This is a genomic window from Rhizobium sp. ZK1, from assembly GCF_047782645.1.
GTDB lineage: Bacteria > Pseudomonadota > Alphaproteobacteria > Rhizobiales > Rhizobiaceae > Rhizobium.
Window position 1 is genome coordinate 1,172,316 of sequence record NZ_CP180586.1, and the last position, 13,012, is coordinate 1,185,327.

11 protein-coding genes and 1 pseudogene are annotated in these 13,012 nt (G+C 59.7%); 10 read left to right on the forward strand and 2 right to left on the reverse strand.

Features of this window, described 5'->3' with window-relative positions; all coding sequences use genetic code 11:
• Positions 1 to 3: 3 nt before the first annotated feature.
• From nuoL to ACK9YZ_RS06005, 7 genes are all read left to right on the forward strand, one after another.
• The gene (gene nuoL / locus ACK9YZ_RS05975) at positions 4 to 2,001 is read left to right on the forward strand and encodes an NADH-quinone oxidoreductase subunit L (RefSeq protein WP_416065983.1); all 1,998 of its coding nucleotides are present in this window, start codon (positions 4 to 6) and stop codon (positions 1,999 to 2,001) included.
• Positions 2,001 to 3,512 carry an NADH-quinone oxidoreductase subunit M gene (locus ACK9YZ_RS05980; protein WP_416065984.1) on the forward strand — a complete coding sequence of 504 codons (1,512 nt, stop codon included), beginning with the start codon at positions 2,001 to 2,003 and terminating at the stop codon, positions 3,510 to 3,512. The genes nuoL and ACK9YZ_RS05980 overlap by 1 nt, the downstream gene beginning before the upstream one ends.
• 14 nt (positions 3,513 to 3,526) lie before the next feature.
• Positions 3,527 to 4,972: an NADH-quinone oxidoreductase subunit NuoN gene (gene nuoN / locus ACK9YZ_RS05985; protein WP_416065985.1), complete on the forward strand. Its 1,446-nt coding sequence runs from the start codon at positions 3,527 to 3,529 to the stop codon at positions 4,970 to 4,972.
• The gene (locus ACK9YZ_RS05990) at positions 4,972 to 5,736 is read left to right on the forward strand and encodes a biotin--[acetyl-CoA-carboxylase] ligase (protein ID WP_216757697.1); all 765 of its coding nucleotides are present in this window, start codon (positions 4,972 to 4,974) and stop codon (positions 5,734 to 5,736) included. The genes nuoN and ACK9YZ_RS05990 overlap by 1 nt, the downstream gene beginning before the upstream one ends.
• Before the next feature lie 17 nt (positions 5,737 to 5,753).
• On the forward strand, positions 5,754 to 7,424 hold the full coding sequence (locus ACK9YZ_RS05995; RefSeq protein ID WP_216757698.1) for a ribonuclease J: 1,671 nt from the start codon (positions 5,754 to 5,756) through the stop codon (positions 7,422 to 7,424).
• A gap of 3 nt (positions 7,425 to 7,427) precedes the next feature.
• On the forward strand, positions 7,428 to 7,832 hold the full coding sequence (gene mce / locus ACK9YZ_RS06000) for a methylmalonyl-CoA epimerase (RefSeq protein WP_416065986.1): 405 nt from the start codon (positions 7,428 to 7,430) through the stop codon (positions 7,830 to 7,832).
• 217 nt (positions 7,833 to 8,049) lie between these two features.
• Complete coding sequence (locus tag ACK9YZ_RS06005; RefSeq protein WP_416065987.1) at positions 8,050 to 8,325, forward strand: DUF1467 family protein; 276 nt, start codon at positions 8,050 to 8,052, stop codon at positions 8,323 to 8,325.
• A gap of 312 nt (positions 8,326 to 8,637) precedes the next feature.
• On the opposite strand, the gene ACK9YZ_RS06010 is transcribed toward ACK9YZ_RS06005, so the two are convergent.
• Positions 8,638 to 8,916, reverse strand: a complete 279-nt coding sequence (locus ACK9YZ_RS06010; protein WP_416065988.1) for a hypothetical protein — start codon at positions 8,914 to 8,916, stop codon at positions 8,638 to 8,640.
• On the opposite strand from ACK9YZ_RS06010, the gene proS reads away from it, so the two are divergent.
• Genes proS through ACK9YZ_RS06025 form a run of 3 tightly spaced genes read left to right on the forward strand, consistent with a single transcriptional unit; the run spans position 8,915 to position 12,298 of the window.
• Positions 8,915 to 10,237: a proline--tRNA ligase gene (gene proS / locus ACK9YZ_RS06015; protein ID WP_416065989.1), complete on the forward strand. Its 1,323-nt coding sequence runs from the start codon at positions 8,915 to 8,917 to the stop codon at positions 10,235 to 10,237. The genes ACK9YZ_RS06010 and proS overlap by 2 nt on opposite strands.
• A 16-nt stretch (positions 10,238 to 10,253) precedes the next feature.
• Complete coding sequence (locus tag ACK9YZ_RS06020) at positions 10,254 to 11,558, forward strand: lipoprotein-releasing ABC transporter permease subunit (RefSeq protein ID WP_416065990.1); 1,305 nt, start codon at positions 10,254 to 10,256, stop codon at positions 11,556 to 11,558.
• 56 nt (positions 11,559 to 11,614) lie between these two features.
• On the forward strand, positions 11,615 to 12,298 hold the full coding sequence (locus tag ACK9YZ_RS06025) for an ABC transporter ATP-binding protein (protein ID WP_216757702.1): 684 nt from the start codon (positions 11,615 to 11,617) through the stop codon (positions 12,296 to 12,298).
• A 3-nt stretch (positions 12,299 to 12,301) separates the two neighbouring features.
• Here ACK9YZ_RS06025 and ACK9YZ_RS06030 read toward each other — a convergent pair.
• Positions 12,302 to 12,761: pseudogene (locus ACK9YZ_RS06030) on the reverse strand (DUF5680 domain-containing protein).
• Positions 12,762 to 13,012 lie beyond the last annotated feature (251 nt).

The following is a 13,012-nucleotide window of genomic DNA, read 5'->3' on the forward strand; positions in this document are numbered from 1 at the left end:
CTCATGTTCCTCTATAAGGCTATCGTCTTCCTTCCCCTGATCGGCGCGATCATCGCCGGCCTTTTCGGCCGCGCGATCGGCGCCAAGGCGTCGGAATATGTCACCAGCGGCCTGATGATCGTCGCCGCCGTCCTGTCCTGGGTCGTCTTCTTCACGGTCGCGCTCGGTCATCCCGAGGGCGCCATCAAGGTCGAGGTTCTGCGCTGGATCCAGTCCGGCGGCATCGACGTCTCCTGGTCGCTGCGTGTCGATACGTTGACCTCGGTCATGCTGATCGTCGTCAACACGGTTTCGACGCTGGTGCATATCTACTCGATCGGTTACATGCACACCGATCCGCACCGCCCGCGCTTCTTCGCCTATCTCTCGCTCTTCACCTTCGCCATGTTGATGCTGGTGACTTCCGACAACCTCGCGCAGATGTTCTTCGGCTGGGAAGGCGTCGGTCTGGCCTCGTATCTGCTGATCGGCTTCTGGTATAAGAAGCCCTCGGCATCGGCTGCTGCGATGAAGGCCTTCATCGTCAACCGCGTCGGCGACTTTGGCTTTGTGCTTGGTATCGCTACCGTCTTTGTGCTGTTCGGCTCGATCAACTTGGATACGATCTTCGCCAATGCTGCGACCTTCGCTCCGGCGGAAGGCGGCGGTGAAGCCGGCGAAGTGATCCTGAACCTTTTCGGCATGCATCTCGACAAGGCGCATGCGCTGACCGGCGCCTGCCTGCTGCTCTTCATGGGCGCGATGGGTAAGTCGGCGCAGTTCCTGCTGCACACCTGGCTGCCGGACGCCATGGAAGGCCCGACGCCGGTTTCCGCACTCATCCATGCCGCAACCATGGTGACCGCCGGCGTCTTCCTCGTCGCCCGCATGTCGCCGATCTTTGAACACTCGCCGGATGCGCTCGTGGTCGTCACGATCATCGGCGCGATCACCGCCTTCTTCGCGGCGACCGTCGGCCTCGTGCAGAACGACATCAAGCGCGTCATCGCTTATTCGACCTGCTCGCAGCTCGGCTACATGTTCGTCGCTCTCGGTGTCGGTGCCTATGGCGCGGCAATCTTCCACCTCTTCACGCATGCCTTCTTCAAGGCTCTGCTCTTCCTCTGCGCCGGCTCGGTCATTCACGCCGTCGATGGCGAGCAGGACATGCGCTACATGGGCGGCCTGCGTCCGCACATCAAGGTGACGTTCTGGATGATGTTCATCGGTACACTGGCCATCACCGGTGTCGGCATTCCCTTCACCCCGTTCGGCCTTGCTGGCTTCTACTCGAAGGATGTCATCATCGAGGCGACCTATGCGTCGCATTCGCCGGTCGCGGGCTTTGCCTTCACGCTGTTGGTTATTGCCGCTCTCTTCACGAGCTTCTATTCCTGGCGCCTGATCTTCATGACGTTCTTCGGCAGGCCGCGAGCTTCGCACGAGGTCATGCATCACGTCCACGAGTCACCGCAGGTCATGCTGGTGCCGCTCTACCTCCTCGCCATTGGTGCAGTTTTTGCCGGCGTGCTCTTCGAAGGCCGCTTCTACGGCGAAGAATATGCCGAGTTCTGGAAGGGCGCGCTCTTCACCGGCGCCGAGAACGAACTGGTGGAAGAATTCCATCATGTTCCGGTATGGGTCGGTCTCAGCCCGTTCATCGCCATGCTGCTCGGTTTCGTGACCGCCTGGTACATGTACATCCGGTCGCCGTCGACGCCGCGCAAGCTCGCTCAGCAGCACCGTGTGCTGTACCAGTTCCTGCTCAACAAGTGGTATTTCGACGAACTCTACGACTTCCTCTTCGTCCGCACTGCCAAGGCGCTTGGCAACTTCCTGTGGAAGAAGGGTGACGTCGGCGTCATTGATGCCTACGGTCCGAACGGCGTTGCTGCTCGCGTGGTCAACGTGACCGACCGCGTCGTGCGCCTGCAGACCGGCTACCTCTATCACTATGCCTTCGCGATGCTGATCGGCATTGCGGCGCTCGTTACCTGGATGATGCTCGGGAGTTCCTTCTGATGACCGATTGGCCTATTCTTTCAACGGTCACCTTCCTGCCGCTCGTCGGCGTGGTGCTCCTGTTGCTGATGAACGGCGAAACCGAGAATGGCCGCAAGAACGTGCTGTGGATCTCGCTGATCACCACGGTCTTCACCTTCATCCTTTCGCTCTTCATCTGGATCGGTTTTGACAACGCCAATCCAGGCTTCCAGATGATCGAGCAGCATAGCTGGCTCGGCACCGGCATCGGCTACCATGTCGGTGTGGACGGCATTTCCATGCTGTTCATCATCCTCACGACCTTCCTGATGCCCTTCTGCGTGCTCGCAAGCTGGCTTTCGATCGAGAAGCGTCTGAAGGAATATATGATTGCCTTCCTCATCCTCGAAGTGATGATGGTCGGTGTCTTCGTCTCGCTCGATATCGTTCTCTTCTACGTCTTCTTCGAAGGCGGCCTCATTCCGATGTTCCTCATCATCGGCGTCTGGGGTGGTGCGAACCGCGTCTATGCGAGCTACAAGTTCTTCCTCTACACGCTGCTCGGCTCGGTTCTGATGCTGCTCGCCATCATGGCCATGTACTGGCAGGCCGGCACGACCGATATCGCCCAGCTGCTGGCCTACAAGTTCCCGCCGGCGATGCAGACCTGGCTGTGGCTCGCCTTCTTCGCCTCCTTCGCGGTAAAGATGCCGATGTGGCCGGTCCACACCTGGCTCCCGGACGCACACGTCCAGGCGCCGACGGCGGGTTCCGTCATCCTCGCGGGCGTGCTCCTGAAGCTCGGTGGCTACGGCCTGATCCGCTTCTCGCTCGGCATGTTCCCGGTCGCATCGGACTATTTCGCGCCGCTCGTCTTCGCCATGTCCGTGATCGCCATCATCTACACCTCGCTGGTTGCGATGATGCAGGACGACATGAAGAAGCTGATCGCCTATTCTTCGGTTGCCCACATGGGCTACGTGACGATGGGCGTCTTCGCGGCCAATGCACAGGGTCTGCAGGGTTCGATCTTCCAGATGCTGTCGCACGGTATCGTCTCGGCCGCTCTCTTCCTCTGTGTCGGCGTCGTTTATGACCGCACCCACACCCGCGAGATCGCGGCTTACGGCGGCCTGGTCAACAACATGCCGAAATACGCCGTCGCCTTCATGGTCTTCACCATGGCGAACGTCGGCCTGCCGGGCACGTCGGGCTTCATCGGCGAATTCCTGACGCTGATCGGCGTCTTCCGCGCCAATACCTGGGTTGCGCTTTTTGCCGCCACCGGCGTCATCCTTTCGGCCGCCTATGCGCTCTGGCTCTATCGCCGGGTGATTTTCGGCGCGCTGGAGAAGGAAAAGCTGAAGGCCATGCTCGACCTTTCGCCGCGTGAAAAGATCATCCTCTACCCGATGATCGCGCTCACCATTTTCTTCGGTGTCTATCCGGCTCCGGTCTTCGATGCGACCGCGGCTTCCGTAGACCACCTGATCAACAGCTATTCGGCCGCAGTGCAGGCAGCGCAGAATGTTGCGCTGTCGATGAAATGACGGGACTTTAGGACATGACTGCTGAAACAATCTCCCTGAGCCTGTACCTGTCCGCGCCGGAAATCATCCTCGCGATCGGTGCCCTCGTCCTGCTCATGATCGGCGTCTTTGCGGGTGAGCGGTCCGGTCCGCTCGTCAGCACGCTGGCGATGATCGTGATTGCCATCTCTGGCCTCTGGCTGATCTTCGTTCCCGGTGACGGCCTCGCCTATGGCGGTGTCTACCTCGCTGACGGCTTCGCCCGCTTCATGAAGGTGCTGGCGCTGATCGGCTCGTTTGTCGCGCTTTTCATGTCGATGGGCCTGGCGAAGGAAAACCAGCTCGACAAGTTCGAGTTCCCGGTTCTCCTGGTGCTGTGCACGCTCGGTATCATGCTGATGATCTCGGCAAACGACCTGATCGCGCTCTATCTCGGCCTCGAGCTGCAGTCGCTGGCGATCTACGTCATCGCTGCGGTTAACCGCGACAGCCTGAAGTCGACGGAAGCCGGCCTGAAGTATTTCGTGCTCGGCGCCCTGTCGTCGGGCATGCTTCTCTACGGCATGTCGCTGGTCTACGGCTTCACCGGCCACACGCACTTTGCCGATGTAGCCCAGGCTCTGACGGTCGAGGGCGCTCGCTCGCTCGGCCTGATCTTCGGCCTCGTCTTCATCCTCGCCGGCATCGCGTTCAAGATCTCGGCCGTTCCCTTCCACATGTGGACGCCGGACGTTTATGAAGGCGCGCCGACCCCGGTCACCGCCTTCCTGGCAAGCGCACCGAAGGTTGCCGCCATGGCGATGATGACACGCATCGTCATCAGCGCGTTCCAGCCGGTATTGACCGACTGGCAGCAGGTCATCGTCTTCATCTCGATCGCCTCCATGCTGCTCGGCTCGTTTGCGGCGATCGGCCAGAAGAACATCAAGCGACTGATGGCCTATTCGTCCATCGGCCATATGGGTTATGCGCTGGTCGGCCTTGCCGCCGGCAACCAGACGGGCGTCACCGGCGTCATGCTCTACATGGCGATCTACATGGTCATGACGCTCGGCTCCTTCGCGATCATCATGTCGATGCGCCGGAAGGACGGCACGGTTGTCGAAAACGTCAGCGATCTCGCCGGCCTGTCGACGACGAACCCCTTCATGGCTGTCGTGCTGACCGCGCTGATGTTCTCGCTTGCCGGTATCCCGCCGCTTGCAGGCTTCTTCGCGAAGTACTTCGTCTTCGTCGCCGCCATCGAGGCAAAGCTCTATGCGCTTGCCGTCATCGGTGTTCTGGCCTCGGTCGTCGGCGCCTACTACTATCTGCGCGTCATCAAGCTGATGTGGTTCGATGAGGCGACCGGCGAATTCGCCCGCGTCTCCGGTTCGCTGCGTCTCGTCTTCGGTCTCTCCGGTCTTTTCGTTGCCGCCTATGTTCTCATCGGCGGCCCGATCGGCGGAGCGGCCGAACTCGCTGCGGCAACGCTGTTCTGATGCCTTTCGACAAGCGGCGCCGGATATCGCTCGGCGATATCAGGCACGAGGCCTTGTCGGATACGTCGTCGACCAACACGGAATGCCTTGCCCGGGCTCGGGCAGGGGACGGCGGCCTGCTCTGGGTGACCGCCGAACGACAGACCGGCGGCCGGGGCCGTCGGGGCCGTCCCTGGGTTTCGGAACGCGGCAATCTATACGCTTCCCTTCTTCTGATCGATCCGGCGCCGATGGAGCGCCTTGCCTCCCTGCCGCTGGCAATCGCCGTCGCCGTGCATCAGGCGGTCCGCAGCGTGCTGCCGCCCGGCGCCGAGCCGCTGGAGGTGAAGTGGCCGAACGATATCCTGATCGGACGCAAGAAGACCTGCGGTATCCTCGTGGAAGGTGAACGGCTGGCGGATGGTCGTCACGCTGTCGTGATCGGCATCGGCATCAATGTGTCGGTCATGCCCGACAATCCTATCTATCCCGTCACCTGCCTGCGCGATCAGGGAAGTGCAGCTTCGCCCGAAGAGCTCTTCGCCCATCTCTTTGCCTCGATGGCCGACGTGCTGGATATCTGGAATGAAGGACAGGGTATTGCCGAGGTCACGGCGCGGTGGCGTGCCGTCGCCTGTGGTATCGGCGAAAAGATAACCGTGAATCTGCCCGACCGGTCGATTTCCGGATATTTCGCCGGGATAGATGATAATGGCCTGTTGATGCTCGATACCGGCACAGGCAGGATGATGCCGATTGCGGCCGGCGATGTATTCTTTGGATAGTGGAAAAAATAGACATTATGGCGAAACAGGACGAACTGGTATTCCTGCCCCTGGGCGGCGTCGGCGAGATCGGCATGAATCTCGCGCTGTACGGCTACGGCCCGGCGGATCATCGCCAGTGGATCATGGTGGATTGCGGCGTTACCTTTCCGGGGCCGGATCTACCGGGTGTCGATCTCGTCCTGCCGGATATCCGCTTCCTCGCCAATGAGCGCAAGAACCTCAAGGCGATCATCATCACCCACGCTCATGAGGATCACTACGGCGCGCTCGCCGACCTCTGGCCGGGCCTGAATGTTCCAGTCTACGCCTCGCCCTTCACCGCCGGCCTGCTGGAAGCCAAGCGCAATTTCGAGAAGGATGCGATCGGCGAAGTGCCGGTGACGATCTTCAAGGCGGGCGATACGATCAATGTCGGTCCCTTCAGCATCGAAGGTGTTGCCGTCAATCACTCCATCCCCGAACCGATGTCGCTGATGATCCGCACGCCGCTCGGCAATGTCATCCACACCGGTGACTGGAAGATCGATCACGAGCCATCGCTTGGACCGCTGACCGACGAGATGCGTTTCCGCCAGCTTGGCGATGAAGGCGTGCTGGCACTGCTCTGCGACTCCACCAATGCGCTGCGCGATGGCGTTTCGCCCTCGGAGAAGGATGTCTCGGAGAGCCTGCGCAAGATTATCGAAGATGCCGAGGGACGCGTGGCTATCACCACCTTCTCCTCGAATGTCGGCCGTATCCGCACCGTCGCGGAAGCCGCCGAGGCGGCGGGCCGTGAGGTACTGCTGCTTGGAAGCTCGCTGAAGCGTGTGTGCAATGTCGCTCAGGACATCGGACTGATGGAGGGCATAAAGCCGTTCATCTCCGAGGAGGATTACGGTTTCATTCCGCGCGACAAGGTCGTGGTCATCCTCACGGGCAGCCAGGGCGAGCCGCGCGCTGCCCTTGCCAAGCTTTCCCGTGACGAGATGCGCAACGTGGCGTTCACCGCCGGCGATATCGTCGTCTTCTCCTCGCGTGCCATCCCCGGTAACGAGAAGGCAATCCAGGACATCAAGAACGGCCTTGTGGAGCAGGGCGTTCACATCATCACTGATACAGAGGCGCTGGTGCATGTCTCTGGCCATCCGCGCCGCAACGAGCTGCAGAAGATGTACGAATGGACACGGCCGAAGATCGTCGTGCCCGTGCATGGCGAGGCGACGCATCTGACGGCCCACAAGGAGCTCGCCGAACAATCCGGTATCGCGACAGTCCCGCGTGTGCGCAACGGCGACGTGCTGCGGCTCGCGCCGGGGCCGGCCGAGGTGATCGACGAAGCGCCGCATGGCCGAATCTACAAGGATGGGTCGCTGATCGGTGACTTTGATGAGATGGGTATCGGCGAGCGCAAGAAGCTTGCCTATGTCGGCCATGTCGCCGTGAGCATCGTGCTCGACGGCCGTTACGACATCATCGGGGAGCCCGATCTCGTCGCGATCGGCTTGCCGGCCTATGATGACGAGGGCGAGGATATGGAAGATGCGTTGTTCGACGCCGCGATCGGTGCGTTTGAGAGCATTCCACGCGCCCGCCGGAAGGATATCGACATGGTACAGGAGGCTGTGCGCCGTGCCGTGCGCGCTGCCGCCAATCACATCTGGGGCAAGAAGCCCGTCGTCACCGTTTTCATCACCAGGGTCTGAACGATGCTCGGCCGGGTGAACCATATCGCCATCGCCGTGCCCGATCTTGCTGCTGCGACCGCAAGCTATCGTGACACGCTGGGCGCCGTGGTTTCCGAGCCGCAGGCGCTGCCGGAGCATGGTGTCACGGTCGTCTTCGTAGAGCTGCCGAATACCAAGGTGGAGTTGCTGGAGCCGCTCGGTAACGCCTCGCCGATTGCAGCCTTCCTCGAGAAGAACCCCGCGGGTGGCATGCACCACATCTGCTACGAGGTCGAGGATATCCTCACCGCCCGAGACCGGCTTACGGCGTCAGGGGCGAGAGTGCTTGGCAACGGCGAGCCAAAGATCGGTGCTCATGGCAAGCCGGTGCTTTTCCTTCATCCGAAGGATTTCTTCGGGACGCTCATTGAGCTGGAGCAGGTCTGACCGCGCTGCGGCAGAGTGACCCAAATTATCCACAGCCTTTGAATTGGCCAGCATTCCCGCTTATAAGCACGCACAACGAAGTGCTAGAGCGCCGTGCATCCATTCGGGCGCATCAGGGACGCTCTACCTCTTTGAATTAACGCTTCAGGTTTTCCGAAAATCGATTCCGATTTTCGGAAAACCTGAAGCTGTAAGGCGCATATCGACGGGAACCAACATGTTTCAGGCCTTCCTCCAGGGATTCGCGGTCTACTTCATCATCTGGTGGATCACGCTTTTTGCTGTCCTGCCGATCGGCCTGCGCACGCAGGCGGAGGACAATGACATCGTGCTTGGCACGGTTCCAAGCGCGCCGACGCGCTTTCGTCCGCTTTTCGTCTTCTCTCTGACGACACTCGTCTCCGGCGCCATTTACGGCATCTGGTACGTCTGCTCGACTTATTTCGGTTTCGGCTTCGGCGCACTTCCACAAATAGGGCCCAGCTTCTATTAGGGATGTCTTTTGCTCAAACTTTGAGCAAATGTAAACGCAACCGCGAAAAACTGTCATATGCACGTCACGCAAGTGAGGCAAAGAGCTTGCGTAACGGAAAGCGGGCTCACCTAACGTAGGATGGCTCGATTTTCGGGGCAGTCGGGAGCCGAAAAAGCAAAAAAAAACAAGGCTAAAAGCCTTGTTTTAAGTATCGCGTGATCCTTAACCGTTACCGGGGCAGCGACAAGCGCGCCTAAGATCTGATCCTCCCAAGACTTGACCGCGAATTCGGCAAGAATTTAACCTTCTTGCCTGTTTTGTGAGCTAAAACTAGCCCAAAGATTGTGCTTTGTCATCAGCTTTTTTTGCATTTTTGCTACACTCACGCAAAATTTTTCTGTTGACAAGATTTGCCTTCAAGTCCTTATAAATACGCGCTTTTTCGCGCCTGCTGAATTTATGGGCGCTAACATGCGTCTGCGGGAGGGTGCTCGCGTCGGTCGCGGGTTTCTTTCCTGTCGCGAAGCGGTTATGAACGCTCCCATCTTTATCAAAGACCGTCGATTCCGCTTGGGTAAGCGGCGTCTCAACTGTACCGGAATCCGCCATGCGTCTGTCCCGCTTCTTCATACCCATCCTCAAGGAAAATCCCAAGGAGGCGGAAATCGTCTCCCACCGGCTGATGCTGCGCGCCGGCATGATCCGCCAGCAGTCGCAGGGCATCTATTCCTGGCTGCCGCTGGGCAAGAAGGTGCTGGACAAGGTCAACAATATCATCCGCGAAGAGCAGAACCGGGCGGGCGCCATCGAGCTTTCGATGCCGACGCTACAGTCGGCCGAACTCTGGCAGGAGAGCGGCCGCTATGACGCCTACGGCAAGGAGATGCTGCGCATCAAGGACCGCCAGGACCGTCCGATGCTCTACGGCCCGACCAACGAAGAAATGATCACGGATATCTTCCGTTCTTCGGTCAAGTCCTACAAGGACCTGCCGCTCAATCTCTATCACATTCAGCTGAAATTCCGTGACGAGATCCGTCCGCGTTTCGGCACCATGCGCTCGCGCGAATTCATGATGAAGGACGCCTATTCCTTCGATTTGACGCGCGAAGGGGCAGAGCATTCCTATAACAAGATGTTCACCGCCTATCTGCGCACCTTCGATCGTCTCGGCCTGCGCGCCATTCCGATGCGCGCCGATACCGGACCGATTGGCGGCAATCTCAGCCACGAATTCATTATCCTTGCCGATACGGGCGAGTCCGAGGTTTTCTGCCACAAGGATTTCGTCAATTTCGATATCCCCGCGGAAAACACGGATTTCGACAGTGTCGAGGGCCTGAAGGGGATTTTCGACAAATGGACGTCGCTTTATGCCGCGACCTCGGAAATGCACGACGAGGCGGCCTTCAACGCCATTCCGGAAGGCGAGCGTCTTTCTGCGCGCGGCATCGAGGTCGGCCATATTTTCTACTTCGGTACGAAGTATTCCGAGCCGATGGGCGCGAAGGTGCAAGGTCCCGATGGCAAGGAACACTTCGTTCACATGGGTTCCTACGGTATCGGCCCGACGCGCCTTGTTCCCGCCATCATCGAAGCATCGCATGATGAGAACGGAATCATCTGGCCGGAGTCGGTCGCACCCTTCGATGTCGTGGTCATCAACATGAAGGCCGGCGACGAGGCCTGCGACGGCACCTGCGAGCTGATCTACGCGGCGCTGACCAAGGCGGGCAAGGACGTGCTCTATGACGACACGGACGACCGCGCGGGTACCAAGTTTGCGACTGCCGATCTGATCGGCGTACCGTACCAGATCATTGCCGGTCCGCGCGCGGTCGCGAACGGCGAAGTGGAAGTGAAGGACCGCAAGACCGGTGCCCGCGAAACGATGACCATCGAGGCGGCGATCAACAGGTTCGTGGCTTAAGAAAGACGGAGGCGAAATGGCAGAGGCAGCAGTGGACCGGAGTTCCAAATCCGGCTTGGGTCCGGCTGGCAAGCCATTCTCCACATTCGAACGCCTGGTGGCGTGGCGCTATCTGCGCGCCCGCCGCAAGGAGGCGTTCATCTCGGTCATCGCCGGCTTCTCCTTCGTCGGCATCATGCTGGGCGTTGCGACGCTCATCATCGTCATGGCTGTCATGAACGGGTTCCGGACGGAACTCGTCTCCCGCATCCTTGGCATCAACGGCCACATGATCATCCAGCCGGTCGATGGTCCGTTCACCGACTATGCCGATCTCGTGAAGAAATTCGAGGCGGTGCCCGGTATCAAGATGGCGCTGCCATTGGTGGAAGGTCAGGTGCTGGCCTCTTCGCAGACGGGCGGCAGCACCGGCGCGCTCGTGCGCGGCACACGGGCCGAGGACCTGACCAAGCTCAAGACGGTCTCCGATAACATCAAGTCCGGTGATATGGTGGGTTTTGCCGCGGGCGACGGCGTTCTGGTTGGAAGCCGCATGGCCGATCAGCTGGGACTCAGGGCGGGCGACCTGATTACGCTGACATCACCGGAAGGTGATGTGACGCCGATGGGCGTCAACCCGCGCATCAAATCCTACAAGATTTCCGGCCTCTTCGAGATTGGCATGTCGGAATACGATGCCTCGATCATCTACATGCCGCTCGAGGAATCGCAGCTCTATTTCAATGCCGACGGGCTGGTGCAGTCGATCGAGCTCTTCGTCGACAACCCTGACGACATCGACGATCTGAGACCCAAGGTCGAGCAGGCCGCCGGCCGGCAGATTGCCATCACCGACTGGCGCCAGCGCAACCAGACCTTCTTCTCCGCCCTGCAGGTCGAGCGCAACGTGATGTTCATGATCCTGACGCTGATCGTGCTCGTCGCCGCACTCAACATCATCTCCGGCCTCATCATGCTGGTGAAAGACAAGGGAAGCGACATCGCCATTCTGCGCACAATGGGCGCAAGCTCCGGCGCCATCATGCGCATCTTCTTCATGACGGGGGCTGCGATCGGCATTGTCGGCACGATCGCCGGCGTGCTGCTCGGCGTGTTCGTCTGCATCAACATCGAGTCCATCCGCCAGTTCTTCTCATGGGTCTCTGGCACGGTGCTTTTCGATCCGCAGCTCTACTTCCTCAGTCAGCTTCCGGCGGAAATGGATGTGAGCGAGACGATTTCCGTCGTCGCCATGGCGCTGACGCTTTCCTTCATCGCGACGATCTTCCCGGCCTGGCGCGCCTCCCGCCTCGACCCCGTCCAGGCCCTTCGTTACGAATAAGGCCGAGATCCAAGGTCATGCATGATCCAAGGCCAAATCCAAGGAATGCCGCATTCATGAAACGCAATGTCGTTCTCAAGCTTTCGGGCGTCGAGCGCCACTATGGCCAGGGCGAAACGCTGCTGACTATCCTCAAGGGCGCCGATTTCACCCTGTCGAGTGGTGAAATGGTGGCGCTGGTGGCGCCGTCAGGCACCGGCAAGTCGACGCTGCTGCATATCGCAGGGCTGCTGGAGCATCCTGACGGCGGCGAGGTATCGGTCAACGGTCGCCCCTGTAACGGCCTTTCCGATGACAAGCGCACGGCCATCCGTCGCGGTGAGATCGGCTTTGTTTATCAGTTCCATCACCTGCTGCCGGAATTCTCGGCGCAGGAGAACATCATGATGCCGCAGCTCATCGCCGGCCTCTCATGGAAGGAAGCGAGCGAGCGGGCAAAGATGCTTCTGGATTATATGCGCATCGGCCACCGCGGTACGCATCGCCCGGGCGAGCTTTCCGGCGGCGAGCAGCAGCGTGTGGCGATTGCCCGCGCCGTCGCCAATGCGCCTAGACTGCTTTTGGCCGACGAGCCGACCGGCAATCTCGACCCGGAGACCGCCAGCTATGTCTTCGACGCTCTGGAGGCCCTGGTGCGCCAGTCCGGCCTTGCCGCGCTGATCGCCACCCACAACCACGAGCTTGCCCGGCGCATGGACCGGCGCGTAACGATCTCCGACGGCAAGGTCGTGGATTTCTGATTATCAGGGAATAATCAGCCCGCCGCGATAGTCGAGCTCATAGGCCTTTTGGCCATCCACGAGAATGAATTCGTGACCGCGAAAATGTGTGCAGTCGCCTTCTCGTATCGACATAGCGCCCCAGCGAATGATCGAAGATCATGCCGCCGATGAAGCGCCCCTGCTTGTAGAGCTGTGACAGCGCCGCGCTAATGATGGTGCCTGCGACAGTCCCGTCGATGATCCCGGGCTCGATGATCCGCCCGAAATAGTTCATCGCCCAGACCGGCTTTTCCTCCAGCCACACAACTTCCTGACCGGCAAAATCCGTGCCGCCGAAATAGCTGTCGAGATAGCGCCAGATGCCGCCCTTATAACCGATGTCGTGGGCACCGATCCGGTAGGATGGCTGCGACTTCGCGCCGGCGACATATGTCTGCGATTTGGCTTCGACAATGAAGCTATTGAGTTCCAAAACGTCCATAGTCCCTCTGCTCCGATGTTAACCATGTCCCGCGGAAGTGGGGGGTAACCCTGTTGACAATAGAACATATATGGAACAAAGTAAAAACATAAGAGCAAAGGAGAGCCAGATGACTGACATGATCCGTGATATCGCAGCATTCACCTCCATCGCAATGTTCATTGCCAGCTTCTCGTTGATCGTCATGGCAATGTAAGAATTCAGGGGATCGCATGGCAGCCATGCGATCCCGCGGCGGGACTTTTTCTGGA

Bases quoted from the DNA above. Each gene is read 5' to 3' on its own strand.
- ACK9YZ_RS05995 (WP_216757698.1), top strand. From the start codon at position 5,754: ATGGCGAAACAGGACGAACTGGTATTCCTGCCCCTGGGCGGCGTCGGC.
- mce (WP_416065986.1), top strand. From the start codon at position 7,428: ATGCTCGGCCGGGTGAACCATATCGCCATCGCCGTGCCCGATCTTGCT.
- ACK9YZ_RS06010 (WP_416065988.1), bottom strand. From the start codon at position 8,916: ATGGCGGATTCCGGTACAGTTGAGACGCCGCTTACCCAAGCGGAATCG.
- ACK9YZ_RS05980 (WP_416065984.1), top strand. From the start codon at position 2,001: ATGACCGATTGGCCTATTCTTTCAACGGTCACCTTCCTGCCGCTCGTC.
- proS (WP_416065989.1), top strand. From the start codon at position 8,915: ATGCGTCTGTCCCGCTTCTTCATACCCATCCTCAAGGAAAATCCCAAG.
- ACK9YZ_RS06005 (WP_416065987.1), top strand. From the start codon at position 8,050: ATGTTTCAGGCCTTCCTCCAGGGATTCGCGGTCTACTTCATCATCTGG.
- ACK9YZ_RS05990 (WP_216757697.1), top strand. From the start codon at position 4,972: ATGCCTTTCGACAAGCGGCGCCGGATATCGCTCGGCGATATCAGGCAC.
- ACK9YZ_RS06025 (WP_216757702.1), top strand. From the start codon at position 11,615: ATGAAACGCAATGTCGTTCTCAAGCTTTCGGGCGTCGAGCGCCACTAT.
- ACK9YZ_RS06020 (WP_416065990.1), top strand. From the start codon at position 10,254: ATGGCAGAGGCAGCAGTGGACCGGAGTTCCAAATCCGGCTTGGGTCCG.
- nuoL (WP_416065983.1), top strand. From the start codon at position 4: ATGTTCCTCTATAAGGCTATCGTCTTCCTTCCCCTGATCGGCGCGATC.
- nuoN (WP_416065985.1), top strand. From the start codon at position 3,527: ATGACTGCTGAAACAATCTCCCTGAGCCTGTACCTGTCCGCGCCGGAA.